Below are 23,697 nucleotides of genomic sequence, written 5' to 3'. Positions count from 1 at the left end.
ATGAAAAGTGCAGGGAAAAAAGAAAAAATTTTTTTAAAAAATTATTGACATATTGTATTATATTAATTAATTTGCAAATTGATTGGATGTCCAATAAATTAAATGATACTTCAAATTATTATTTTTTTATCAAAATATTGGTTGGACATTCATTCAATAGTTTAAAAAATTACTTAAATTATATAATACGATGCTTTTGAAAGGGTGCCTACATACGCATACCACATGTTCTGATGGGACGCTTACACCTCAGCAGGTAGCTTTGCGTTATGAAGAAAAAGGTTACGATTTTATAGCTTTTACCGATCATGATTACCTTTTAAAGCCTGGTTATGATGAAATTTATAGTAATGTTAAATCAAATATGATTATTTTTGCAGGTATTGAAATGACTGTTTTCTTGAAAGGATATATCCATGTAAACAGGATATTTGGTGATAATCAGTTGCTTCATATATTCAATCATCTGCCTGAGTATGACCTTGATATAGAACAGATTATGGATAGGCTTTATGATCTTCAAAACATGTTCACCATTGATGCAATGGAAATAACCAGCAAAGGTTTTAAAGTTAAACGTTTTGACGAAATGACATTTCCACATCCTTCGATTGTGTCTGATGATGCTCACACAGCTATAGGCATTGGCAGGGCATGGATTGAACTGGATGCAAAAAGGGATAAGGATTCAATATTAAAAGCTATTAAGCATGGTGATTTCTGGAACTGTTATTGTTAGCTTTGGCTATAATTAGGATTTACCATAAAATCTTTTAAAAGGGAGGTTCATAGGGTATGCAGAAACGAGTTGCTATCTGTGCTGTTGCTCAGATTAAGAATGACCCCAATTTGTGGTACGCGCGTTTCCAGAATATGCTTTTGGAATGCTTTGAGGGTATTATGCAGCAAACTAAAGTTAGTTTTGACATGGAAAAGGGAATACGTACTGTTATTACTTGTTCTGATGATGTATGGGATGCACGTACAATATCAAATAACGGCATGACGGATGTTGTAGGAGCACATTTCAGGGGTGAAGAGAAGATGGCACAGGAAAGCCTTAATGGTTTGGGGTATGCTATTGCAAGCATACTTTCAGGGCATGATGATGTGATTCTTTATATGGGACATATGAAGGAGTCGCAGACGGAAAGCCGTAATATGTGTACAAATCTAGCATTTGATCCATTTTATTGCAGGCCGCTGGGGATGGATTTTGTCAATGTGAATGCCTTACAGGCACGGGCATATATGGAAAAATCAGGAGTAACCGAAAAACATTTAGCCAAAATTGTAGTACGTTCAAGGCAAAAAGCTAAGGGAAATCCCTTTGCACGTGAAAATGAAGCAATAAAAGAAGAAGATGTTATGAAGTCGCCTTTATTAGCAGATCCTCTACGGCAACTGCATTATTATCCAGCAACTGATTGGGCTTTTGGCATGTTGCTGTGTAGTGAAGAACGTGTAAAAGAATTTACAGATAAGCCCGTGTGGATAACCGGCTATGCAAGCTGTATGGATAGTTATTTTTTGGGGGATAAGGATTTAACATCAAACTTTTCGCTTAAAAATGCTACAGAAAGAGCATTGAAGAAAGCAGGAATCAAGGACGTTAAAAAAGATATTCAACTTTTTGAATTGTGTGACCATGCGGCATACCAGTTGCCAATGTGGGCTGAAGGCATTGGACTGGCTAAAGAAGGCAATGGTGGGAAGTGGATTGATGATGGTGGCATGGATGAATTCAATGTCAATATGTCTGGAGGCATGTTAAACGGCAATCCATTGCTTCTGGGTGGTGCTGCCAGAGCTATCGAGTGCTTTTATCAGCTCAGAGGTGAAGCTGGTAAACGTCAGGTTAAGGGTGCAAAACGTGCATTGGCACAGAGCACCTATGGTGCGGCCGGTCAACACCAGGCTGTTGTGATTTTTGAAGTGTAAAGGAGGGGTGACCATGGCACATAAAAAGAACAGAAATGTTGCAATTATAGGTGTTGGACAGACTAAACATTCAAGCCATAGAGAGGATGTCAATCAGCCTGAGATGATTCATGAAGCAGTATCTGCTGCTCTTAAAGATGCTAATTTAAGCATCAAGGATATTGACTGCATAGTGCATGGTAATATGGAACTATTTGAGATGATTCACCAGCCGGATTTATGGCATGTGCTGGGAACAGGAGCGTATGGAAAGGACAGCATCAGAATAACGACTGGTGGAACAGTGGGTACAACGTTAGCGTGTGCCAGTGACAATCTGGTTGCGTCAGGAATGTATGATATCGTTATGGCTATTGGATTTGAAAAACTGCAGGAAGGCCATACAACAGGTGGTATCACCAATATGGCCGATCCCCTATGGTTCAGGAATCTGCAGACCGGTGCATTAACAGGTTCTACTGCTTACGATGTCATTCAGGAATTTGGTGAAGACAGAGCAAAACGTGCTGCAATGATGTATCGTATTGTCATGGATAAGCATGCATGTTTAAATCCTAATGCACACAGAGCATTTGGTCTGGATTTTGATCAGGTTGAAACTTTGATGAATACGTCACCACAGCTTGTTGGTGAGCTAAGGCTTATACATATGTGTTCACAGTCGGATGGTGCCTGTGCAGTAATATTTGCCTGCGAGAAAAAGGCTAAGGAACTATCGAAAAAACCTGTATGGATACGGGATCACATTACTATTCATCGTGAAGAAACATTCAATATATTTGGCTATCACAAGGATTTTCCTGTGTTGAAGACTCATAAATTTGCTGCAGAGCAACTCTTCAAACGTAATGATATTAAGAACCCACTGGAATATTTCGATGTGTTTGAAATGTATGATCCTGCTGCATGGTGGGGACTGGATTGGTTGAGAGACTTCTTCTTCCTGAAAGGTGATGAACATCTTCGTTTGGTAGAAAATAAGGAGATCATGATCGGCGGTTCAATGCCAATCAATCCTTCAGGAGGAGTTATTGCTACAAATCCTATAGGTGCCACTGCATTATTGCGGGTTGCTGAAGCAGCGTTGCAGGTTAGAGGCGATGCAGGTGCACATCAAATTCCAAAAGAAGTTAAGCATGCCTTAGCTTCTGGATTTGGTGGTACCATGTGGACTGTTTTGATGATGCTAGAAAAAGAATTAAGCTGGTAGGAGGGTTATATGGAATACTGGGGTGTTAAAGTAGAAGATATATTTGATACAATGAACGATCGATTCAGACCGGAAGGTGCAAAAGGTGTTACTGCAAAGTTTGGATATGATATTACTGGTGACGGTAAATGGAAAATCATTGTATCTGAAGGATTGCTTGAAGTCATTAAAACAGATGATTTAAGCGATTGTGCTGCAGTGATGGTATGCGATGGAGAGACATTTGTTGGGATTAATATTGGCAAGGTTGATGCGGCAAATGCCTTTACTTCTGGTAAGGTAAAAATTGAGGGGGATTTTGGACAATTTGGGAAGACTGCAAAGATGTTTAAAAAGTATGTACCAAAGAAAGCTGCCATGTCCACTCGGGATTATATTCTGGATATGTTTGGTACTCTTGTTTCTCGTTTTCAGCCGCAGAATGCCCCACAGGAGGCTGTCATTGTGTATGATATAGGTGGTGCTGATGGTGGTGTGTGGACGGCATACATTAAAGATGGGAAGTGCGAATTAAAAGAAGAACGAGCAGAAAAGTTTACCGTTAAACTGGAGGTTCAGGAAGCTAAAGATTGGGTGGATGTGATGTTGGGTAAGGTTGATGCGTTTTCACTGCTATCTGCAGGGAAGGCAGCTATAGTTGGTGAAACGCAGCTGGCATTGAAGTTAGGTGAGATATTTGGAAAGTATCAGGACCCAATGGCTAGCGGTACACCAGAACAGGAACTCATTGTACTGAAAAAGATAATTTCTGTTGATCAGAAGTTTTCAACTGGACCTGTAATGGGAAAATTTTTGAATGCACTGAAAGAAAAGAAGATCCTTGGCAATAAATGCCCCAAATGCGGGCGAATCCAATTGCCCGCACGAGAAGTATGTGCAGAATGCCGTGTTCGTGTGGATGAATGGGTTGAAGTTGGTCCAAAGGGTCAGGTCCGTTATATGGAATATGTATATTATGCCAGCCCTGATCCATTAACAGGCGAAACACGGGAAACGCCGTATGGAATGGCAAACATATTGTTAGATGGTTGTCAGGGTAACGACACATTTGCGCATTTAATCCGCAGGGACCAGATAGACAGGATAAAAGGCGGTAAAGATGATGTTTCAGGTACACGTGTACGCCCGGTGTGGAATGAACACCGTACTGGAAGCATCTTTGATATCAAATATTTTGAGATTGATGAGTGATGGAGGAATGCTATGGCACTTGATTATGACAGGAAAGATTGTTTTATAGTTGAAGGAAAGTTAGCATTACCCTATAGTTATTTTGCTGGAAGAGTGGGTAGTACCTTTATTACCACACTCCGTGACAAGAAAAAAATCATGGGTGTGAAATGTCCTGTGTGTAACAAAGTATATCTGCCACCACGCCAGACATGTGAGCGTGATCTTACCGATATACGGGACAACTGGGTGGAGGTGCAGCCATCTGGCGAGGTTGTAAATTTCACGGTTGTACGCTACGATGACAAACATCTTCCAAAGAAAGCACCTTTTGTGATGGCACTTATTAAGCTTGATGGTGCTGATACACCTATTGTTCACATTCTTGATGGGATAGCACCTGAAGAAGTAAAAATAGGAATGAAGGTTGAAGCAGTATTTTCATCTTCACCCACAAATACAATTTTAGATATTTCTCATTTTGCACCTAAGAAACCTGAAAAAGCATTTGTGTCTGAACGTAAACCTTCAGGTGCAAAAGGGGAGGAGCCAGTAATTTCCGAAGAGGAAAAATTATTAAAAGAAAGGAGGAAAGCTATGTCCAAAAAAGTCATTATCACCGCAGCACTGGCCGGAGCTGCAACAATGAAAAATCAGACGCCGTCAGTTCCTTACACTCCACAGGAATTTGCAGAAGAAGCTTACAAATGCTATAAAGCAGGTGCTGCAATGGTTCATGTCCATGCCCGAGAAGACAATGGTATGCCAACTCATGACCATAAACGCATTAAAGATACGCATGATGCAATCAAAGAAAAGTGCCCGGATATAATTGTTAACTTGAGTTCTGCAGTAGGTATGGGTAAAACAGCTGAGCAGCGTATTAGCCAGATAGTATATGTGAAACCAGAAATGGCTTCACTCAATACCAATACCATGAATTTCAGCATCATAGATCGTAAGACGGGTAAGATATTTATAGATTTTGTCTTTGAAAATACGTTCACCATGCTGCAGGATTTTGGCAAAGCAATGGAAGAAAATGGGGTAAAACCAGAAGTTGAAGTGTATGACCTTGGAGGCCTTGATAACTGGCTTTTAATTTCAAAACAGGGATTCTTTACAAAACCATATAACTTCAACTTTGTATGGGGTGTGGCCGGTGGTATGTCATTCAGGCCGGATATGTTTATGGTTTTAAAAAATGCTTTGCCCGAGGATTCTAATTTCACCACGTGTGGAGTTGGAATTGAGCAGTTTCCTGCAATTACTATGTCGTGTCTTGTTGGTGGGCATATGCGTGTTGGTCTTGAAGATAATATCCGAGTACCTAATGGTGAATTGGCTAAGGGAAGCTATGAGCAGGTTGAATGGGCAGTACGTATAGCTGAATCCTTAGGCAGAGAACCTGCTACACCTGATGAAGCACGTGAAATTATGGGTTTGCGTAAGCGATAGTTATTGTAATAGTACATCCCTGCCGGGTCAACTCCTGCAGGGGTGTACTAACAATCCGTTTTGCATTCATTTACCATTAGAGGTTATTTGTATGGGTAATAAATGTTACTATCAGATGGAAAAAGAAAACGTGGCAGTTGTGTATTTTGATAATCCACCGTTGAATGCACTTGATACGGAAACTATGGAACAGTTTGAAAGTGTTATGAAACAACTGATGCAGGATAATGGTGTTCACGTCATTGTGTTAACGGGCAAAGGTTCTACATTTGTTGTTGGTGCTGATGTCAATGCAGTTAAGGAAGTGGATACCTATGAAAAAGGAGTGGAGATAACAAGCAGGGCACAGGCAATAGTTTCTTTATGTGAACTATCGCCTAAACCTGTTATTGCACTTATAAATGGATTGTGCCTTGGTGGTGGTATGGAGATAGCATTAGCATGCCACATGCGTATAGCAGCCACAAATGTGCAGATGGGCTTACCCGAGATTATGCTGGGAATAATCCCCGCATTTGGAGGCACACAACGTAGTGCCAGGCTATTAGGAAATGCAAAAGCACTGGAGATAATGCTAACTGGAATGTTTATCACTATGGATGAAGCATTGCGGATTGGACTTGTTAACAGAGTATACCCGGCAGAAACGTTAATGGAAGAAGGTTTAAAAATTGCGTCATCAATTGCAAAAAAAGGACAGGTGGCAGTAAGGGCTATTGTGGAAGCAGTGATGAAAGGAAGCAAACTAAGCCTTGAAGAAGGTTTGAAGCTTGAAAGCACATTGTTTGGAAAGATTGCAGAGACACATGACAAAAAAGAAGGGATTGAGGCGTTTTTAGAAAAACGAAAACCCCAATTCAAGCATTGTTAATATAATTTGGAGGATGTTATGGAAGAAAAAACAATTAATCAGGTTTTTGAGAATAGAGCTAAAAAATATGGACCACGAATAGCAATTGAGAAGAAATTAAAAGGCAGGTGGGAAAGTGCCTCATGGGAAGATTATTATAAACGCGCTGCATATGTTGGACTGGCATTGTATGATATGGGGCTCAAAAAAGGCGATAGGGTTTCATTGCTATCGGAAAATAGATTAGAGTGGCTGTACACTGATATGGGTGTATTGGGTGCTGGAGGATGTATAGTGCCTATCTATCCCACATTGATAGATGAAGAGGTTGAGTATATTGTTTCCCATTCGGAATCAAAGTTTATGGTTGTGGAAAACAATCTACAATTAAAAAAGGGATTATACACTGCAAAACGTTATCCGGGATTGCAAAAGATTATAGTAATTGATATGGAAGGGGTTGGTGCAAATCCGCTAGTAATGAGCTTTGCTGAATTACTTGAAAGTGGCAAAAAATTGTATGATGCTAATCCTGGTAAATTTAAAGAACTGGCAGATGCAGTAACACAGGATGACCTTGCAACAATAGTCTATACTTCCGGGACAACGGGTGTGCCAAAGGGCGCAATGATTACCCATAAAAACATTATGGCTGTAGTCATGGCATTGCACAAAATTGAGCCACATTATGCGTATGATACTGATCAGACAGTTCCATTTTTGCCATTGAGTCATGTGTTTGAAAGAATAGCTGGGCATTTTTACGGAATGTATGTGGGTATCACTGCATCGTATGCAGAAAGTTTAGATACTATCTTACAGGACATTCAGGAAAAACGGCCAACGGTGGTGCTGGCTGTACCCCGCGTACTGGAAAAGGTTTACCAGCGGATTATTTCTCAGGTTCAGGAACAGTCTCCATTCAAACAAAAAGTATTTTACTGGGGACAGAAAGTTGGTAATAAGATAAGCACCTTGCGTGAACAGAAGAAGAAACCAGGATTATTGCTGAAATTAAAATATAAAATAGCGTATGCTATCATATTTAAGAAATTACAAAACGCATTGGGTGGCAGAGTTCGCTGGATGACAGCATCAGGCGCTCCAACCGCGCGAGAAATAATTTTGTTCTTTAACTCGGCAGGCATTATGGTTATAGAAGGCTATGGCATGACCGAATGCTGTGCACCGGCTACCATGAGTAATATTGCTGATTACCGAATTGGAACAGTAGGGAGGCCTTTACCGGGTGTTGATATTAAAATAGCTGATGATGGCGAGATCCTTATAAAAGGTGACAATGTGTTTAAAGGATACTGGAAGATGCCTGAAGAAACTAAAGAATCGTTTACCCCTGATGGCTATTTTATGAGTGGCGATATTGGTGTATTTGATGATGCAGGATTTTTGATGATTACTGACAGAAAGAAAGATTTGATTATTACATCAGGCGGTAAAAATGTAGCACCGCAGAAGATTGAAAATCTTATTAAGTCAGATCCATTGTTTACACAAGCGATAGTTATTGGTGATAAGCGAAAATATTTAACAGCACTGGTTAATATCAGCCAGGAGCAGGCTGAACATGTTGCAAGGGAAAAAGGCATTTCATTTACAAGTTTTAATGATCTGCTAGAAAATGAACAGTTCCAGAAGATAGTGGAAGAACACATTGAGAAGTGCAATCAAAAGTTAGCACGGTATGAAACAGTCAAAAAGGTAGGGATAATAAGAAGTGAATTTTCAAAAGAAACTGGAGAACTAACTGCAACACTGAAAGTGAAACGTAAGGTTGTTCAGGAAAAGTATAAACCCATCATTGACTCACTGTATGAGGAGGATGCGAAAACTGTACAAGTTGCTTAAAAACGATTATATTTGATTGTATGTTCAACCAACATTATAATGTTTTGATGTTTAATTTACTAAAGGAGGAAACTATGGCAATGAGTGTACACGATAGTGATATGAGAGAAGAACTTTTATCCGGTAAAAATGAATTATTTACTGATCCGGATCCCGATCATGCACGTGCTTTTTTCAGGAATAAATCACGTTCCATGAAGCCAAAGCTGGCTAATGTTAAGGATGTGGTGCGGGATATGATTAAAGATGGTGATTACATTGCTATCGGTGGTTTTGGCGCAAACCGTATCCCAACCGCTATCATTCATGAGATAGTGCGCCAGCGGAAAAAACATTTAGGCTTTGCCGGGCACACATCAACCCACGATTTTCAGGTACTGGTGGCGGGTGAGTGTATTGAACGCTGTGATGTGGCATACATTATAGGCTTGGAAGCGCGAGGCCTATCGCCCAATGCCCGCCGTGCTGTTGAAAGTGGCAAAATCAAACTTACCGAATGGACCAACGCCTCATTGTCATGGCGATTAAAAGCTGCAGCCATGGGAATTTCATTTATTCCAACACGCAATATACTGGGTACCGATACTTTTGGGCAGAGTGCTGCTAAAGTGATAACCTGCCCATTTACCGGCAAGAAGTATGCAGCCATGCCTGCACTGTTCCCTGACTTTGCCGCCATTCATGTGCACGAAGCAGATATCTATGGAAACTGCAGGGTGTATGGAGCATCGGTGTCGGACTTTGATTTAGCAAAAGCTTCCAAGCGAGTGGTGATAACTGCTGAGCGTATTATTCCGCATGATGAAATACGCCGGGAACCTGAAAAAACAGTTATCCCATTCTGGTGTGTTGATGCGGTTATTGAGGTTCCGTATGGCAGCTATCCAGGCAATATGCCATATGAGTACTTCAGTGATGAAGAGCATTTAAAAACTTGGCTTAAAGTGGAAAAGGACCCAAAGGAGTTAGAGAAGTTTTTACAGGAACAGATTTATGGGGTGGATAATTTTTATGACTATCTCAACATAAATGGTGGGATAGAAAAGATGAAAAAGCTACGTGCCATTGAGTATCTCATAAACAATAAGTAGGAGGATGGCCATGGAATACAATCCAATGGAATTAATGATATGTGTAGCAGCACGAAATTTAGAGGATGGGGCGACAGTTGTTGTGGGAACAGGGGCCCCGTGTGCCGCAGCAATGTTAGCGCAAAAACTTTATTCACCCAATTTGTGTATCATGTTTGAGGCTGGTGGCGTTGCACCCATATTACCCACCATGCCCATTTCGGTTGGAGATTCACGTACGTTTCATAAAGCAATTATGGCAAGCTCAATGCCAGAGGTCATGGAAACCTGTCAGCGTGGCATGGTTGATTATACCTTTTTGGGTGGTGCACAGATAGACATGTATGGCAATATCAATTCCACAATGATTGGCGATGATTATGAAAAGCCCAAAGTACGCTTCCCTGGTTCCGGTGGTGCCAATGATTTAGCCTCACTGTGCTGGCGCACGATGATGATGACAGTACAGGATGCGCGCAGGTTTACTGATAAATTGGATTTTATAACTTCTCCGGGTTATCTCCACGGTGGACGAAGCCGCTATGAAGCAGGTTTGCCCGAGGGCACCGGTCCCTACCGTATTATTACCAATATGGCAGTTATGGGCTTTGATGATGAAACCAAGTGGATGACAGTGCTTTCTATAAATCCGGGATACAGCCGTAAAGATGTGCAGGACAATTGTGGATTTGAGTTAAAGTGGGCAAAGAAGATTGAGGACACAAAACCACCAACGGATGATGAACTCAGGATTTTACGTGAAGAGGTTGATCCGCACCGGTATATCATTGGAAGATAAGGAGATAGTTATGGAAGATATCTTTAATGGAATTGAACCACAGGTGTATAAAAGTCAAATTAGTGTTCCGTATCAATGGTGGGCAGGGGAAACAGCATCAAAATTTTTCATAACCCTCCGTGATGAGAAAAAAATACTGGGGACTGAGTGCCCTCAGTGTGGCAAGGTATTCTGCCCTCCAAAGAAAACATGCCCATTTTGCTATGTAGATACAAAAAACTGGAAAGAGGTTGGGCCAAAAGGGAAAGTGATTACCTATACCGTTGTTTACAGGAAACTTGCAGCATTAAAGAAAAATGTGCCTGTTGCCTATGGGCTCATACAGCTTGCAGGTTCAGACAATGCAATGTTGCATTATATTGAAGGAATTGAACCTGAAAAGATTTCAATAGGAATGGAAGTAGAAGCTGTCTTTTCTGATGAAAAGAATGCTTCTATACATGCCATTTCTCACTTCAGGCCGGTAAAATAGGAGGATAGAAATGGAAGCTGCAATAATTGGTGTTGGTATGACCACAATAGAAAAAAATAAGGTTGGTGAAACATATGCTGACCTGGCCTGGGAAGCCGTTAACAAAGCATTACATGATGCCGGCATTGGAATTGATGATATTGATAATGTTATCACTACATCAAGTGATTTCTGGGATGGAAGGACAATATCATGTATGGCGGTTGGTGATGCAAGTGGTGTTAGATATAAAAACTGCTCGGCAGTAGAAGGCGATGGAACATTTGGAGCCGCATATGCACTGGCACGTACATTGAGTGGTGATTATAAAACAACGCTGGTAACTGCACACAGCAAAGGTTCTGAAAGCATTTCAAGCATCATTACTAATGCAGCATTTGATCCAATATATGAACGTAGCCTTGGGATGGATATGATCTCGGCTTGTGCAATGCAAGCACAGGCATATATGCATGCCACCGGAACAACTTCAGAACAGCTTGCTCTGGTTTCATGCAAAAATCATAAAAATGCAAAGGATAATCCCTATGCACAGTTGCCAATGGATATCACGGTAAATGATGTGTTGAGTTCGGAAATGATAGCTGATCCTTTGCATAAATTAGATTGCTCGCCGGTTTCCGATGGATGCTGTGCAATCATTATAGCCAATGCTGATTTTGTGAAAAAGGTTAAAGCTAAGCCAGTATGGATTAAGGGTGTTGCATTTTGCTCTGATGCATATTTTATGGGCGATAGAGATTTATCAAAAGCTAAAGCCCTGGAAGAAGCTGCAAAGAAAGCGTATTCAATGGCTGGTATAACAAATCCGCAGAAAGAAATTAATGTGGCTGAACTATATGATGCTTTTACCTATCAGGAACTTATGTGGCTTGAAGGGTTGGGATTGGCAGAATATGGCAAAGCAGGTACATTGCTTGAAAAAGGCATATTTGACCGAGATGGAAAGCTGCCGGTGAATCCATCAGGTGGATTGTTAAGTGGCCATCCGGTGATAGCAGCAGGTTTGTACCGAATTGCTGAGGTTGTACTGCAATTGCGTGGTGAAGCAGGTGGGCGGCAGGTTAACGCAAAACGGGGTGTTGCCCATGGTGTCAATGGATTATGTGGACAATCCCATTGCGTATGGGTTCTTGATAAAGAAAAATAGGAGGCAATTATGGCAAAGCGAAGAGTTGCAATTGTTGGAACCGGTCAGACTCATCATAAAAGCCACAGACCTGATGTTAGTGGCCGGGAATTAATATATGAAGCGGTTACTAGAGCACTGGAGGATGCTGATCTATCCATAAAAAATATCGATGCCATTATCATTGGCAACATGGACCATTTTGAAGGTATCAATTACGTTGATTGCTGGAGTATCGATGGTTCGGGTGGATATCATAAACCGGTTATAAAATTAACTACTGGCGGGACAACGGGTAGTACTCTGGCAATAGGTGGATACCATTTTGTTGCATCAGGAATGTTTGATAAGGTTTTAATCATTGGATGGGAAAAAAATTCTGAGTCAGATACTACAGGGGCTATCACCACTGCATTTGACCCGGTATGGGACAGGTTAGTTTTTGCAGGAGCTATCTCCGGACTTGCCGTTGAGGCACAAAGTTACATGGCAAAATATGGAGCTACTGATAGGGATGGAGCGCGGGTTTCAGTGCGCGACCGCAAGCATGCCTGCAACAATCCGTATGCCCAACTTAGAAAAGAGGTCACACTGGAAGAGGTTTTAGCATCACCAATGCTTGCTGACCCCATTCATCTTCTTGATGTATGTCCCCGTACTGATGGTGCATGCGCAGTGATTATGGCAAGCGAAGATTATGCAGAAAAGATAACATCCACACCCGACTGGATATGGGCAACGGCAAACAGGCATAAATACACATATTTAGGCGATGTAAACTGGGGTGAGCTTGACAGTATGGCTGAAGCTTCACGGGATTTGTTCAAAAAGTGTGGTATTACTGAACCACGAAAACAAATTGATGTCATAGAGATGTATCAGCCGTATTCGTTTGCTGGCATAATCTGGATTGAGGATATGGGAATTGTTCCACGCGGTAAGGGAGCAGAATACATATGGAGCGGTGCAACCGATATGGGAGGTGAGCTTCCTATTAATCCCTCGGGTGGGGTTATTGCGTGTAATCCTATTGGTGCCACTGGTTTAATACGCTGCGCAGAAGCTGCATTGCAGGTTATGGGCAAGGCAGAAGCACGGCAGGTGCCCGATGTCAACTTTGCTGTAAGTACAGGTTTTGGTGGCTGTATGTGGACAGATATGTTACTTCATGGCAAAAAGAAACCCAATCTGTAGGAGGATACAATGGAAAACATTGAATATATAATTATTGAATCGGGGAAAGCTGTACAACCGTTTAATTATTCAGTTGGAATGTATGGAAGCAAATTTTTTTATGAGCTGAAGAATAATAGAAAATTTTTAGGAGTGCAATGCCCAAAGTGTAAAAAAGTCTATGTGCCACCCAGAAGAGTGTGCGGTGACTGCTTTGTTGAGATGAAAGAATTTGTTGAAGTTGGACCAAAAGGGACAATAGGGACATTTACTATTTTACGATTTGCATTTATTGATCCTGAAACGGGAACACAAAAACCCATCCCTTACGGCTATGGATTTATAAAGTTAGATGGTGCTGATACATTATTTCAGCACTATATTGATGTTCATGATGAATCAAAAGTAAAAATTGGTGCACGGGTTGAACCTGTATTTTCAGATGAAAAGAAAGGCACCATTAAAGATATACTGTATTTCAGGGTCATTGATTGAGTATGAGCATTATTGAATTACATAATGATGTGAGGGCGGTGATAGCCGATGGAGCGTTTGCCATGGTACTTATCACCGGTACTGATAAAGTGCGCTGTGGCTATGGTAATGGTGATAGTTTGCTGTTAGATCTTGATCATAAAGTGTTTGCGGTTGCGGATGCAACGGAGCGCTTCCCTCACGGTTCACGCTTACTGCTTTCAAATATTGTCAATGGTCTGCATACAATTCCGCAAAGCAGTGATGAGTGGTTAAGCTATTTGAACGGTATATATGCCAATCAGGAATATCATTTGAAATCAACTCTAAGTTTGATTGCACTTGAAAAACTTGGGTCTTTTTCAAGAGCATTTATTGCACATGGTGGCGATAGTTCATTACAAGTATATAACAGGCAGAATAAGAGTCTGGTGTACAAAACGTCAGTCAACATGAATTTTGCTGGGAGAAGCAAACAAATTGGTTCTGTTGATTGTATACAACTGCAAGATCAAGTGCGGATTATTTTGTATAGTGACGGTTTCCACGATATTATCAGACATTGTGGCATTGTACTTGATGATATGTTAGATGTTACATTGATGGATGCTATAACACATATTATTGATAATGTTGGGAATTTGGACAGTAAAGAATATGATGACATAAGCCTTTTGTTATTTGATATTCCTGAAATATATACGGTGAATTCAAAGGGAATTTTAATGGGTGGAACCACAAGACTACAGGAGCAGAAAGCCAAAGAATCAATAAGTATTCATGATTATAATTCTTTGATAAGGATAATGTAGTAATGATTTTTGATACTATTGATTGGACATTCAATCATATGGATGGAGATTCAAATGAAAATTAAGGAACGCTCTGACATTTTTGATATACGGCGTGCACAGCTTACCTCAGCCACGTACAATGTGGTGAGTAAAAAGGGATATTACAATTTCACAATAAAGGATATTGCCCAGGAAGCAGGTATGTCAACAGGGTTGATCCACTATTATTTTAAAAATAAACAGGACCTGCTGTTAAATTTACTCAGGGAGATAAATCGTAACATCCGCGCATCACTGCAGCAGGATCTTGAACACCTATCAGACCCTATTGACCGATTAGCTGCATTTATAGAACGAGCATGCAACCTGGTAATGCAGGAAAAAAATTATTTTTATGTGCTTCTGGATTTCTGGACACAACTGAACCATAATGAACGGATGCGCACTGCTATTCAGAAACTATATACAAGCTATCGTGATGTATGTTCAGAAATTTTAAATGAAGGTATTGAGCTGGGAAAATTCAATAACATAGATGTAAGGTATACCGCTACCATGATTGTTTCCATGGTTCAGGGACTTATTATCCAATATGTTATTGATCCTGATGCATTTGATTATGCGCATTATGCACATAAAATAAAAAATCAAATAATTGAAACAATACTTAACAAAGGAGGTCAATGATGGAATTTGGGTTCAGTGAGGAGCAGCTTTTATTCAGGGATACAATATATAAATATGCAAAAAATGAAATTGTTCCCCTGTGTGAAGAAGCTGATTTAAAATCAGAGTTTTCTTTTGAAATATGGAAGAAGTTGGGGGCTATGGGGCTTTTAGGTTTGCCATTTCCTGAAGAATATGGTGGTCAGGGAGCCGATGTAGTAACATGTTGCCTTGCTGGAGAAGCGTTGGGGCATGCAGGTGTTGATAGTGGCCATATGCTTGCATTAGGGGCACATACCTATTTATGTACTGATACATTGTTTAAACATGGCAATGAAGAACAGAGAAGAAAATATGTACCAAAATTAGCCAGCGGTGAATGGATTGGTTGTATGGGACTTACTGAGCCAGGTGCAGGTTCAGATGCAGCGTCACTGCAAACAACTGCAGTTAAAAAAGGTGATAGGTGGATACTCAATGGATCCAAGACATTCATCACCAATGCACCTGTTGCAAATGTATGCGTTGTATATGCCACTGTGGATAAATCAAAAAAACATGCTGGGATATCAGCATTCATAGTAGAAAAGGATTTTAAAGGTTTTTCTACCGGAAAGCCATTCCATAAAATGGGGGTCAGAGCATCCACTACTTCGGAAGTGTTTTTTGAAGATTGTGAAGTACCTGAAGAAAACCTACTGGGTAATATAGGCGAAGGTTTTATGTATGCGCACCAGACACTCGAATGGGACCGGAGTGCATTACTTGCGCCATTTATTGGGGGAATGCAGTTCATGATAGAGCAGTGTGCAAAATATGCATGCGAGCGTGTACAATTTGACAAACCCATTAAAAGCTTTCAGGCTATTCAGCATAAATTGGCTGATATGAAGGTAGTGCTTGAAGCAGCACGACTGGCAGTATACCGCGTTGCATCATTGAAAGATGCAGGATATCCAATCAATCATCTACAGGCGTCCATTGCAAAAGCATTTGTTGGTGACTGGGGTTTTAAGGTTGCTTCTGAAGCTGTTCAAATTTTTGGCGGGTATGGATATATTCATGAATATCCTGTGGAACGAATGCTCCGTGATGCAAAATTGGCTCAGATAGGTGGTGGAACTTCTGAAGTACAGCGATTGATTATATCCCGATTGCTGGCATTATAATCTGGTGGCATATTAGGAGGTAAAAAAATGAATTATGAATTAAACGATATACAGAAATCAATAAAGGAAAACTTTAAAAAATTCTGTGAAAATGAAATAAAGCCACATGCAACATTGCTTGATATTGGTGATGAAAAATCTGTTGAGATCTTAAAGAGGAACATTAAGAAACTGGGCGATTTAGGCTATTTAGGTATGATTCACGAAGAAGAATTTGGTGGAACAAATCAGGATCTTATAAATTTTGCCATTGCGGGTGAAGAGGTGGCAAAAGCCTGTGCGGCTACATTCTTGTCAGTTGGTGCAAGCTGTGGTTTATGCGGTATGCCTATACGGCTTTTTGGATCCAAAAAGCAAAAGGAAAAATATTTACCAGGGATTATATCGGGAGAGCTCATTGGAAGCTTTGGTTTAACTGAGCCGCAGGCTGGATCAGACGCAGTCGCTATCGCCACCACTGCAAAAAAGAAAGGCGACAAATGGATTTTAAACGGAACCAAAACGTTTATTACCAATGCTCCCATTGCTGATGTATGTTTGGTCATGGCTTATAATGATAAAGACGCAGGACCTGCAAATGGAGTTACAGCATTTCTTGTTGATAAAGGGACACCAGGGTTTTCAACAGGAAAGCCATTTGAAAAGTTAGGTTACCGTGGCTCGCCAACATCAGAGGTATTCTTAGAGGATTGTGAAGTTGGTGAAGATGCAGTGTTAGGGGAAGTTGGTAAAGGCTTTATTCAGGCAATGCAGACATTGGAATTTGGAAGAATTGGCATGGCAACAGTTTCATTGGGTGTTGCCATGGCGTGCATGGAAGAAGCGGTGAAATATTCAGCTGAACGTAAAGCTTTTGGTAAGCCAATAAACCGGTATCAAGAGGTTTCATTTAAATTGGCTGATATGATGATACTTACCGACCTTTCACGTCTTTTAATTTATAAAGCAGCATGGGCCAAGCAAACGAATAATCCTGAAGCCGCTATACTTGCTTCATGTGCAAAATTATTTGCAAGTGAAGCAGCAACGCAAATTTCAAGTTGGGCTCTGCAGATACATGGTGGCTACGGATATATTAAAGATTTTCCTGTTGAGCGTCTATACCGTGACGCCAAGTTGGGCGAGATAGGTGAGGGGACATCTGAAATTCAGAGGATCCTTATTGCTCGTGACCTATTGCAGAAATATGGAAGTTAATGTAAGGGGGTGACACTATGGCTATTGACAAAAAGTATATCGGCAAGACGTGGCCAACAATGGTTTATGAGGTTGGCAAAGAGAAGGTAAAGGAATTTGCAAAAGCTATTAAAAGCACAAACCCGTATTTTTTAGATGATGAATTTGCTGCACAATCAAAATACAGGGCCATTGTTGCTCCTCCAACATTTGCAGTTGTGTTTGGGGCTAAACTCATTGAACCTATATTTTTTGATAATGAACTTAACCTTAATTTGGCAATGCTTGTCCATGGGGAGCAGGAGTTTGAGTTTTATAATGTGGTGAAATCGGGTGATGTGCTGTATTCGGATGCAAAAATAGTAAATATTGAAAATAAGGAAAAATTAGATGTTATTGCAATTGAAATAATGACCAGAAATCAGGAAAAGAAAGATGTATGTAAGGGAATTTATACTTTTGTGGTGAGGAAATAGTTATGAAAACAATGAATTCACACAAAACAATAAGTGTTGGCGATAGTTTCAAGGTAAATCAGGAAGTTGATAAATATAGAGCCATCTACTATGCAGGGGCATCAGGTGATTTTAATCCCATTCATATTGATGCTGAGTTTGGCAAAATGGTGGGTCTTGGTGGTGCCATATTGCAGGGTTTATGCACATTAGGATTTACCGCTGATGCAATTACCACGTGGGTTAGTGACCCTGGACGATTGAAAAAGTTAAAATGCAGATTTGCATCTCCTGTACGTATGGGAGATACACTGACTATTGAAGGAACGGTAACCGAAATGCAGAAAGACAGAGCAACACTTGCTGTTACAGTAAAAAATCAGGATGGCATTGAAGTATTAACAAAGGTTCAGGCAGAAGTAGAAGTGTAGTATACAATGTGACATTTTTTTAGTTTATTTTTAGCTGCAGGCGTAATAAACAAATTGCGCCTGCAGAATATATATATACCATGGCTATTCTACAGGTATACAATAATTATTATATATTTTTATATTCCTATCATTAATAAATAATGAAAACAGCTTTTGTTTCATACTATTTGCCTGCGGTGATGTTTTATATATATTGTTTCGCTCTTCAGGGTCCTGGGCTATATTGTACAATTCATATTCAATACCATAATGTGTGGGCATATAAATAAGCTTTAGATTATTTGCAAGGATACTGCGATGCTTTGCAGTGATTATCAGGTTGTCGTAGTATGGTGTTACAGTAATCTCGTCGTTGTGATCAAAATCAATGGTTGATATACCGGTAATGTCAGGGTATAGTATTCTTTTTTTCTGGAAGAAAAATTTTCCGGTATTATCAAACCATATTCCCGTTTCACAATATGCATCAAAATTACGGTTGTGATTTTTAAAAAGGGAAGTTCCCTCAAAGGATTGTGGTTTTTGAATATGTAGCAAATCAAGAATGGTTGGTGCAATATCTATTGCACTTCTTACCGCTGTGTATTTTTTATAGGGGATACCAGGTCCAGAAAAAATACAGGGTATTACCAGGCTATATTTACCACGCAGATGCTCACCATGCCCCATCCCGTATTCATACTCATAAAGGTTTTCGCCATGATCGGATACAATGAGTATAATCGTATTATCGTAAATGTTTTTATCTTTAAGATACCGAATTATGGTGCCCACAGCTTCATCAAATGCATACAGGCATCCATCGTAGAGCGCACGGATATGTTCAATCTCCTGTAATGAAGGCTCATATTCTTTTGCTATGCCTGTGCTATCCAGGGAAACCATCCTATTTATAGAATATTTAAAAGGCCCATTATATGAAGTATTGGTAAAATAATTGTAGTATGGATAACAGGCGGGATATGGAAAATGTGTAATTGAAAAAAAAGTTGTGATGAAAAATGGCTTTTTTGCATGAATGCTTTTGCTGATTTCAGATTTAATATCATCTATAACAAACTGTGGGTCGGCAAATTCGGCAAATTCGCGTATTTCGGGAAAAAGTTTAAATCCAATTCTATTGGTTAATAATGGCAAAAGAAATGTGTGGTTTTTCAGTAGTATCTGTTTTATCATGACACGCATGTTAAACGTTGGCGCTTTCACAACATCAAAGCCTACGTTAATGCGGGGAAAAATATCAGCGGCAAAATCTCCAACCACACTGGTGCGATAACCATATTCTTTTAATACTGTTGCCAGGGTAACAAATTCCCTCTTTCGTGAACGTGCCGTTGGGAACATATGGCCAATACCATGCCGGGCGGGAAGTTGTGATGTTAAAATACTCACCCAGGCAGGGAACGTTCGTGGCACCACCGTATAAACATTGTTACAGGTGGATCCTTGTGCAATCAGTGTGTCAATATTTGGTGTTGTTGTTCGGTGATAACCAAATCCGCTGAAATGATCAGGTCGCAATGCATCGGAAGCTAAAATAATAATATTTGGCTTTTCATGGGTGGTGTTATGTGAGATAGTTCCTGTAACAGTAACTATCAGTCCAATTACAATGATAAAAAGAGCAGTTGCAACAAATTTCCATCTATTAAATAACATAATCAATATGTCGATGATATCACTTCTATGTTTTGCTATATAATCAAGTACAGGCAGTATCAGTGCTACTATAAAGGGAGCAAGAATAAATATCTGTATTGTTTCAATGAAAGCAGGTGAAAGGTTATTTGTAAGAGCTATCTGGAAATAGTTGTATACAGCATTTTTATTGAATATGGTTTCCTGATATAATTGTGGATATACTATAATACTTTTGCAAAGCTGAAGAAAAATAATAGCAAATGTTAAAATTGCCGTAGAGTAGAAGAGATGTTTGTCGTTAACTTTTTTATTGAACAGCCTCAAAACCTGCCGTATACCGTGGCTAAAGAAAATACTGAGTATTATCCCTACACAGGCATAAATCAGTATTATTTTTAAAAAGTACGATACTATTAAAAACGTATACCGACTGAGGATGAAATATACAACGTCAGTACTGGTATTGCCCATATACGAAAATGACAAGTTGAAAAAAATGGCATAAAGAAATAAAGCACCAGATACAAGCAATCCTGGCATGAATACGTTTTTATATGATGCAATTTTTAGTATGATTTTTTTCACCACAACTGGCCTCGCACGGCTTGGATGTAAGTTCTTACAACGTTGTTGAAGTAATATGTGTATATATCAAGTAAAAATTTTAATAATTTTATCTTCAATATACATTAAAAGTAAATTAAATACATTGCAGCTATTCATACCTTTGCTCGTATTGCATGTTTATAGCTTATGGAGTACATTTTAAAAAAATAATAGCTGGTGATATGCTATAAGATTATAAATAATGTAATACAAAAAGTGTTGAAAATAATATACTGTCTATAACAAATGTAGCGAGATATTTATATAAATAATATAAACGTACATGAGGAGGTTTGAAATTATGGGTGGTGATACTGTTATTCTTGAAATTAACAATTATGTGGCAACGTTAACACTTAACCGACCACCAGCTAATTCAATAAATATGCAAATGCGAGTGGAGCTTGACCAAGCGTTAACCCAATGTGAAAACAATAATGATATGCGCGTCTTAATTATTACAGGTGCTGGTGATAAAGGATTTTGTGCGGGCATGGATGTTTCGGATGTAGCAAATCTGCATAATGGACCGGATGCCATAGAGTTATTTAACCGAATTGATAGATTCAAAAAACCAATCATTGCTGCAATAAATGGATATGCATTGGGTGGTGGTTGTGAATTAGCGTTAGCATGTCATTTCAGATTCATGATTGATGCACCAAAGGCTGTGATAGGATGCCCTGAAATAAACCTTGGAATTACCCCCGGATGGGGTGGGATACAGCGTATGGCACGACTTTTAGGTAAGAGCAAAGCACTTGATTTAATCCTTATGGGTAAAAGACTTTTGCCGTATGAGGCATTACATATTGGACTTGTTGATAAGGTTTTTTCTGCTGATACATTTAAACAGGAAACAATGGAATATGCAAATCAATTGGCTAAAAAGGCTCCGTTAGCAGTACAAAGCATCCTTAAAGGGATGATAACAGGCATTGAAAAAGGGATAGAAGAAGGATTAAAAGTTGATAGAGAATGTTCAGAGATGCTAGCAAAAACCGAAGATGCTGCAGAAGGATTCATGGCATTTGCACAAAAGCGTGAGCCCGTTTTTAAGGGGCGATAGTTACTATAGTAATGTGGTCATTTTGATACAAAGGGGCTGTATGAAAACAAACTGAGAGGCTCACAATGACGCAAGTGTAAAGTCATTGTGAGTGCAGCGCCTGCTCTGAGCTTGTTGAAGCAAAGCAATCTCAATGAATACATAGATTGCCACATGCCTGTGGTATTCGCTACGAGAGGGATTGCTTCGTCACTTTGTTCCTCGCAATGACAGGAAGGCAAAAATCATTACAAAGGGGTGTCCCAAAACAATCCGTGGAGTTCTCAATGACGCGGGTGCAAAGTCATTGCGAGCGTAGCGCCTGTGCTGAGCTTGTCGAAGCGAAGCAATCTAAATACCACAGAAGACAAGATTGCTTCGTCACTTCGTTCCTCGCAATGACAGGAGGGGAAAAGTCATTGCAAAGAGACGCCTTTTGGGACACCCCCATATTTTGTGGTATATAATAATTTTAATAATTATCGCACAGCAATTCAAAGTAACTCTGTGGATGCAGACAGGTTGGGCATTTGTCAAGTGCAGATTCACCTTCATGAATATAACCACAATTGCGGCACTTCCACTGTACCTTTTTGTCCTTTTTAAACACTGTGCCATCTTGAATATTTTTCATTAAATCAAGGTAGCGCTGTTCATGATGCTTTTCCACTTCGGCAACTTTTCTAAAAAGAAAAGCTATTTCAGGAAATCCTTCTTCTTCAGCAATTTTTGCTGCTTCAGGATACAGTTTTGTGTGCTCTTCATTTTCGCCTGCTGCGGCAGCCTTTAAATTTTCCACAGTGGTGCCAATAACGCCAGCAGGGTAACTGGCCTGTATCTCAACCATGCCGCCTTCTAAAAAGCTGAAGAAACGTTTGGCATGTTCCTTTTCGTTAAGAGCGGTCTCTTGAAAGATAGCAGCTATCTGCTCATAGCCTTCCTTTTTAGCAACGGAAGCAAAATAGTCATACCGTGTCCGTGCCTGAGATTCACCTGCAAATGCTGCAAGTAAATTTTTTTCAGTTCTTGTGCCTTTTACACTTTTTGCCATAGTATTTACCTCCCTAAGAAATTTTAATTATTCTGAACCACGTTTTCCCAGTATCTTATCATACTGAAGAATTCCGTTAACAGAATCTTTTACCATCTTTATGCGCTCAAGTATGCTACTTGCGTTGGATTCTTCTTCTACCTGTTCTTTGATAAACCAGTGTAGCATAACCTCAGTAGCATAATCCTTTTCCTGGCGGGCTATATCAGCCAAATTATATATAAGCGATGTCACATGCTGTTCATGTGCATAGACAGCTTCAAACACATCTAATGGTGATTTCCATTCAGATTGTGGTTTTTGAATAGCATCTAAAACTATACGACCTCCACGTTCAACTATGTAATGATATAGTTTCATTGCATGTTGTTTTTCTTCTTCAGCTTGCAATTCCATCCAGTGGGCAAAGCCTGATAGATTAGTAGATTCAAAATATGCTGCCATAGATAAATAGAGGTATGCTGAATATAGCTCGGCATTAATTTGCTTATTGAGTGCCTCTTCCATCTTTTTCGATAGTACCATATGCTATTTCCTCACCCTTAAAAATAGAATTAATGTTTACTACGCTTCAATTAGTAATTTATTATATAAACTATGCTTTCCACAATCCGTGTAAGTTACAATATTCACGTACTGTGAAGCTTTGGGCATCTACTTTAAATACTGCAACAGGCTTTTCCCCGGGTTTTAAGAATTGCCGATATGCTTTGCCGCCAGCTATAAGCTGTATCCATTCAATGTAATGCTTTTCTTCCATGGGGTGTTCAACACTACCAACCTGTACCTTTATGCCTTCAGCAGTTTTCTCAACGGCTGGTACATGTTTTTCTTTTGAAGCATCAACAGTGTTTTCAACCTGCAATTTCATGGGCTGACCGCAGCATACTAGCTCGCCTTTGCCTTCATGAAGCACCTCAACGATATTGCCACAAATATCGCATTTATACACTTCTAATTGCTTTGTAGCCATAATTCATATCCTCCTTTAATAAAAATAGTTTTGTTTGCTAATCAATCCAAAAACTTAATCATTCTCCTTATT

At 39.8% G+C, this 23,697-nt stretch carries 24 protein-coding genes; 20 read left to right on the top strand and 4 right to left on the bottom strand.

What is annotated here, in order from left to right; all coding sequences use genetic code 11:
- Window positions 1-190: 190 nt before the first annotated feature.
- From AB1444_13095 to AB1444_13005, 19 genes are all read left to right on the top strand, one after another.
- Window positions 191-739 (top strand): PHP domain-containing protein, encoded by a 549-nt coding sequence (locus AB1444_13095; protein ID MEW6527584.1) that lies wholly within the window; start codon window positions 191-193, stop codon window positions 737-739.
- Window positions 740-795: 56 nt separating this feature from the next.
- Entirely contained in the window at window positions 796-1,941 is a 1,146-nt protein-coding gene (locus AB1444_13090) for a thiolase family protein (protein ID MEW6527583.1), read from the top strand.
- A 13-nt stretch (window positions 1,942-1,954) separates the two neighbouring features.
- A complete protein-coding gene (locus tag AB1444_13085) occupies window positions 1,955-3,151 on the top strand; it encodes a thiolase family protein (protein MEW6527582.1) in 1,197 nt (398 codons plus the stop codon).
- Between the two features lie 9 nt (window positions 3,152-3,160).
- Window positions 3,161-4,342 carry an SCP2 sterol-binding domain-containing protein gene (locus AB1444_13080; protein ID MEW6527581.1) on the top strand — a complete coding sequence of 394 codons (1,182 nt, stop codon included), beginning with the start codon at window positions 3,161-3,163 and terminating at the stop codon, window positions 4,340-4,342.
- A 12-nt stretch (window positions 4,343-4,354) separates the two neighbouring features.
- Window positions 4,355-5,779, top strand: a complete 1,425-nt coding sequence (locus tag AB1444_13075) for a 3-keto-5-aminohexanoate cleavage protein (GenBank protein MEW6527580.1) — start codon at window positions 4,355-4,357, stop codon at window positions 5,777-5,779.
- A gap of 91 nt (window positions 5,780-5,870) precedes the next feature.
- Window positions 5,871-6,650, top strand: coding sequence for an enoyl-CoA hydratase-related protein (locus AB1444_13070; GenBank protein ID MEW6527579.1), 780 nt, complete (start codon window positions 5,871-5,873; stop codon window positions 6,648-6,650).
- Window positions 6,651-6,668: 18 nt separating this feature from the next.
- Window positions 6,669-8,495, top strand: a complete 1,827-nt coding sequence (locus tag AB1444_13065) for a long-chain fatty acid--CoA ligase (protein MEW6527578.1) — start codon at window positions 6,669-6,671, stop codon at window positions 8,493-8,495.
- A 74-nt stretch (window positions 8,496-8,569) separates the two neighbouring features.
- Window positions 8,570-9,586: a CoA-transferase gene (locus AB1444_13060; GenBank protein MEW6527577.1), complete on the top strand. Its 1,017-nt coding sequence runs from the start codon at window positions 8,570-8,572 to the stop codon at window positions 9,584-9,586.
- A 10-nt stretch (window positions 9,587-9,596) separates the two neighbouring features.
- On the top strand, window positions 9,597-10,364 hold the full coding sequence (locus AB1444_13055; GenBank protein MEW6527576.1) for a CoA-transferase: 768 nt from the start codon (window positions 9,597-9,599) through the stop codon (window positions 10,362-10,364).
- Window positions 10,324-10,836 (top strand): Zn-ribbon domain-containing OB-fold protein, encoded by a 513-nt coding sequence (locus AB1444_13050; protein MEW6527575.1) that lies wholly within the window; start codon window positions 10,324-10,326, stop codon window positions 10,834-10,836. Before AB1444_13055 ends, AB1444_13050 begins: the two co-directional genes overlap by 41 nt.
- 10 nt (window positions 10,837-10,846) lie before the next feature.
- Window positions 10,847-11,986 carry a thiolase family protein gene (locus AB1444_13045; protein MEW6527574.1) on the top strand — a complete coding sequence of 380 codons (1,140 nt, stop codon included), beginning with the start codon at window positions 10,847-10,849 and terminating at the stop codon, window positions 11,984-11,986.
- Between the two features lie 9 nt (window positions 11,987-11,995).
- On the top strand, window positions 11,996-13,159 hold the full coding sequence (locus tag AB1444_13040) for a thiolase family protein (GenBank protein ID MEW6527573.1): 1,164 nt from the start codon (window positions 11,996-11,998) through the stop codon (window positions 13,157-13,159).
- 9 nt (window positions 13,160-13,168) lie between these two features.
- On the top strand, window positions 13,169-13,633 hold the full coding sequence (locus tag AB1444_13035) for a Zn-ribbon domain-containing OB-fold protein (protein MEW6527572.1): 465 nt from the start codon (window positions 13,169-13,171) through the stop codon (window positions 13,631-13,633).
- A 2-nt stretch (window positions 13,634-13,635) separates the two neighbouring features.
- Window positions 13,636-14,424, top strand: coding sequence for a hypothetical protein (locus AB1444_13030; GenBank protein MEW6527571.1), 789 nt, complete (start codon window positions 13,636-13,638; stop codon window positions 14,422-14,424).
- Between the two features lie 54 nt (window positions 14,425-14,478).
- Window positions 14,479-15,093: a TetR family transcriptional regulator C-terminal domain-containing protein gene (locus tag AB1444_13025; GenBank protein ID MEW6527570.1), complete on the top strand. Its 615-nt coding sequence runs from the start codon at window positions 14,479-14,481 to the stop codon at window positions 15,091-15,093.
- Window positions 15,093-16,241: an acyl-CoA dehydrogenase family protein gene (locus AB1444_13020; protein MEW6527569.1), complete on the top strand. Its 1,149-nt coding sequence runs from the start codon at window positions 15,093-15,095 to the stop codon at window positions 16,239-16,241. Before AB1444_13025 ends, AB1444_13020 begins: the two co-directional genes overlap by 1 nt.
- Before the next feature lie 27 nt (window positions 16,242-16,268).
- Window positions 16,269-17,438, top strand: coding sequence for an acyl-CoA dehydrogenase family protein (locus AB1444_13015; protein ID MEW6527568.1), 1,170 nt, complete (start codon window positions 16,269-16,271; stop codon window positions 17,436-17,438).
- A 17-nt stretch (window positions 17,439-17,455) separates the two neighbouring features.
- Window positions 17,456-17,893, top strand: coding sequence for a MaoC family dehydratase N-terminal domain-containing protein (locus AB1444_13010; protein ID MEW6527567.1), 438 nt, complete (start codon window positions 17,456-17,458; stop codon window positions 17,891-17,893).
- A gap of 2 nt (window positions 17,894-17,895) precedes the next feature.
- Window positions 17,896-18,303: a MaoC family dehydratase gene (locus AB1444_13005; protein ID MEW6527566.1), complete on the top strand. Its 408-nt coding sequence runs from the start codon at window positions 17,896-17,898 to the stop codon at window positions 18,301-18,303.
- A gap of 84 nt (window positions 18,304-18,387) precedes the next feature.
- On the opposite strand, the gene AB1444_13000 is transcribed toward AB1444_13005, so the two are convergent.
- Window positions 18,388-20,535, bottom strand: a complete 2,148-nt coding sequence (locus AB1444_13000; GenBank protein MEW6527565.1) for a sulfatase — start codon at window positions 20,533-20,535, stop codon at window positions 18,388-18,390.
- A gap of 319 nt (window positions 20,536-20,854) precedes the next feature.
- Between AB1444_13000 and AB1444_12995 the strand changes: the two genes are divergently transcribed.
- Window positions 20,855-21,622, top strand: coding sequence for an enoyl-CoA hydratase-related protein (locus AB1444_12995; protein MEW6527564.1), 768 nt, complete (start codon window positions 20,855-20,857; stop codon window positions 21,620-21,622).
- Between the two features lie 451 nt (window positions 21,623-22,073).
- Here AB1444_12995 and rbr read toward each other — a convergent pair whose 3' ends face one another.
- The 3 genes from rbr to AB1444_12980 all read right to left on the bottom strand — a co-directional run bounded on the left by rbr (window position 22,074) and on the right by AB1444_12980 (window position 23,625).
- Window positions 22,074-22,652: a rubrerythrin gene (rbr, locus tag AB1444_12990; protein ID MEW6527563.1), complete on the bottom strand. Its 579-nt coding sequence runs from the start codon at window positions 22,650-22,652 to the stop codon at window positions 22,074-22,076.
- Window positions 22,653-22,679: 27 nt separating this feature from the next.
- On the bottom strand, window positions 22,680-23,177 hold the full coding sequence (locus AB1444_12985; protein ID MEW6527562.1) for a ferritin: 498 nt from the start codon (window positions 23,175-23,177) through the stop codon (window positions 22,680-22,682).
- Window positions 23,178-23,247: 70 nt separating this feature from the next.
- The gene (locus AB1444_12980; GenBank protein MEW6527561.1) at window positions 23,248-23,625 is read right to left on the bottom strand and encodes a desulfoferrodoxin; all 378 of its coding nucleotides are present in this window, start codon (window positions 23,623-23,625) and stop codon (window positions 23,248-23,250) included.
- Window positions 23,626-23,697 lie beyond the last annotated feature (72 nt).

This window comes from Spirochaetota bacterium, assembly GCA_040756435.1.
Classification (GTDB): domain Bacteria; phylum Spirochaetota; class UBA4802; order UBA4802; family UB4802; genus UBA4802.
This window is presented reverse-complemented; position numbering and strand designations above follow the sequence as displayed.

Excerpts from the sequence above, each read along its gene's own strand:
- AB1444_13095 (MEW6527584.1), top strand. The coding sequence starts at position 191 with ATGCTTTTGAAAGGGTGCCTACATACGCATACCACATGTTCTGATGGG.
- AB1444_13090 (MEW6527583.1), top strand. The coding sequence starts at position 796 with ATGCAGAAACGAGTTGCTATCTGTGCTGTTGCTCAGATTAAGAATGAC.
- AB1444_13085 (MEW6527582.1), top strand. The coding sequence starts at position 1,955 with ATGGCACATAAAAAGAACAGAAATGTTGCAATTATAGGTGTTGGACAG.
- AB1444_13080 (MEW6527581.1), top strand. The coding sequence starts at position 3,161 with ATGGAATACTGGGGTGTTAAAGTAGAAGATATATTTGATACAATGAAC.
- AB1444_13075 (MEW6527580.1), top strand. The coding sequence starts at position 4,355 with ATGGCACTTGATTATGACAGGAAAGATTGTTTTATAGTTGAAGGAAAG.
- AB1444_13070 (MEW6527579.1), top strand. The coding sequence starts at position 5,871 with ATGGGTAATAAATGTTACTATCAGATGGAAAAAGAAAACGTGGCAGTT.
- AB1444_13065 (MEW6527578.1), top strand. The coding sequence starts at position 6,669 with ATGGAAGAAAAAACAATTAATCAGGTTTTTGAGAATAGAGCTAAAAAA.
- AB1444_13060 (MEW6527577.1), top strand. The coding sequence starts at position 8,570 with ATGGCAATGAGTGTACACGATAGTGATATGAGAGAAGAACTTTTATCC.
- AB1444_13055 (MEW6527576.1), top strand. The coding sequence starts at position 9,597 with ATGGAATACAATCCAATGGAATTAATGATATGTGTAGCAGCACGAAAT.
- AB1444_13045 (MEW6527574.1), top strand. The coding sequence starts at position 10,847 with ATGGAAGCTGCAATAATTGGTGTTGGTATGACCACAATAGAAAAAAAT.
- AB1444_13040 (MEW6527573.1), top strand. The coding sequence starts at position 11,996 with ATGGCAAAGCGAAGAGTTGCAATTGTTGGAACCGGTCAGACTCATCAT.
- AB1444_13035 (MEW6527572.1), top strand. The coding sequence starts at position 13,169 with ATGGAAAACATTGAATATATAATTATTGAATCGGGGAAAGCTGTACAA.
- AB1444_13030 (MEW6527571.1), top strand. The coding sequence starts at position 13,636 with ATGAGCATTATTGAATTACATAATGATGTGAGGGCGGTGATAGCCGAT.
- AB1444_13025 (MEW6527570.1), top strand. The coding sequence starts at position 14,479 with ATGAAAATTAAGGAACGCTCTGACATTTTTGATATACGGCGTGCACAG.
- AB1444_13020 (MEW6527569.1), top strand. The coding sequence starts at position 15,093 with ATGGAATTTGGGTTCAGTGAGGAGCAGCTTTTATTCAGGGATACAATA.
- AB1444_13015 (MEW6527568.1), top strand. The coding sequence starts at position 16,269 with ATGAATTATGAATTAAACGATATACAGAAATCAATAAAGGAAAACTTT.
- AB1444_13010 (MEW6527567.1), top strand. The coding sequence starts at position 17,456 with ATGGCTATTGACAAAAAGTATATCGGCAAGACGTGGCCAACAATGGTT.
- AB1444_13005 (MEW6527566.1), top strand. The coding sequence starts at position 17,896 with ATGAAAACAATGAATTCACACAAAACAATAAGTGTTGGCGATAGTTTC.
- AB1444_12995 (MEW6527564.1), top strand. The coding sequence starts at position 20,855 with ATGGGTGGTGATACTGTTATTCTTGAAATTAACAATTATGTGGCAACG.
- rbr (MEW6527563.1), bottom strand. The coding sequence starts at position 22,652 with ATGGCAAAAAGTGTAAAAGGCACAAGAACTGAAAAAAATTTACTTGCA.
- AB1444_12985 (MEW6527562.1), bottom strand. The coding sequence starts at position 23,177 with ATGGTACTATCGAAAAAGATGGAAGAGGCACTCAATAAGCAAATTAAT.
- AB1444_12980 (MEW6527561.1), bottom strand. The coding sequence starts at position 23,625 with ATGGCTACAAAGCAATTAGAAGTGTATAAATGCGATATTTGTGGCAAT.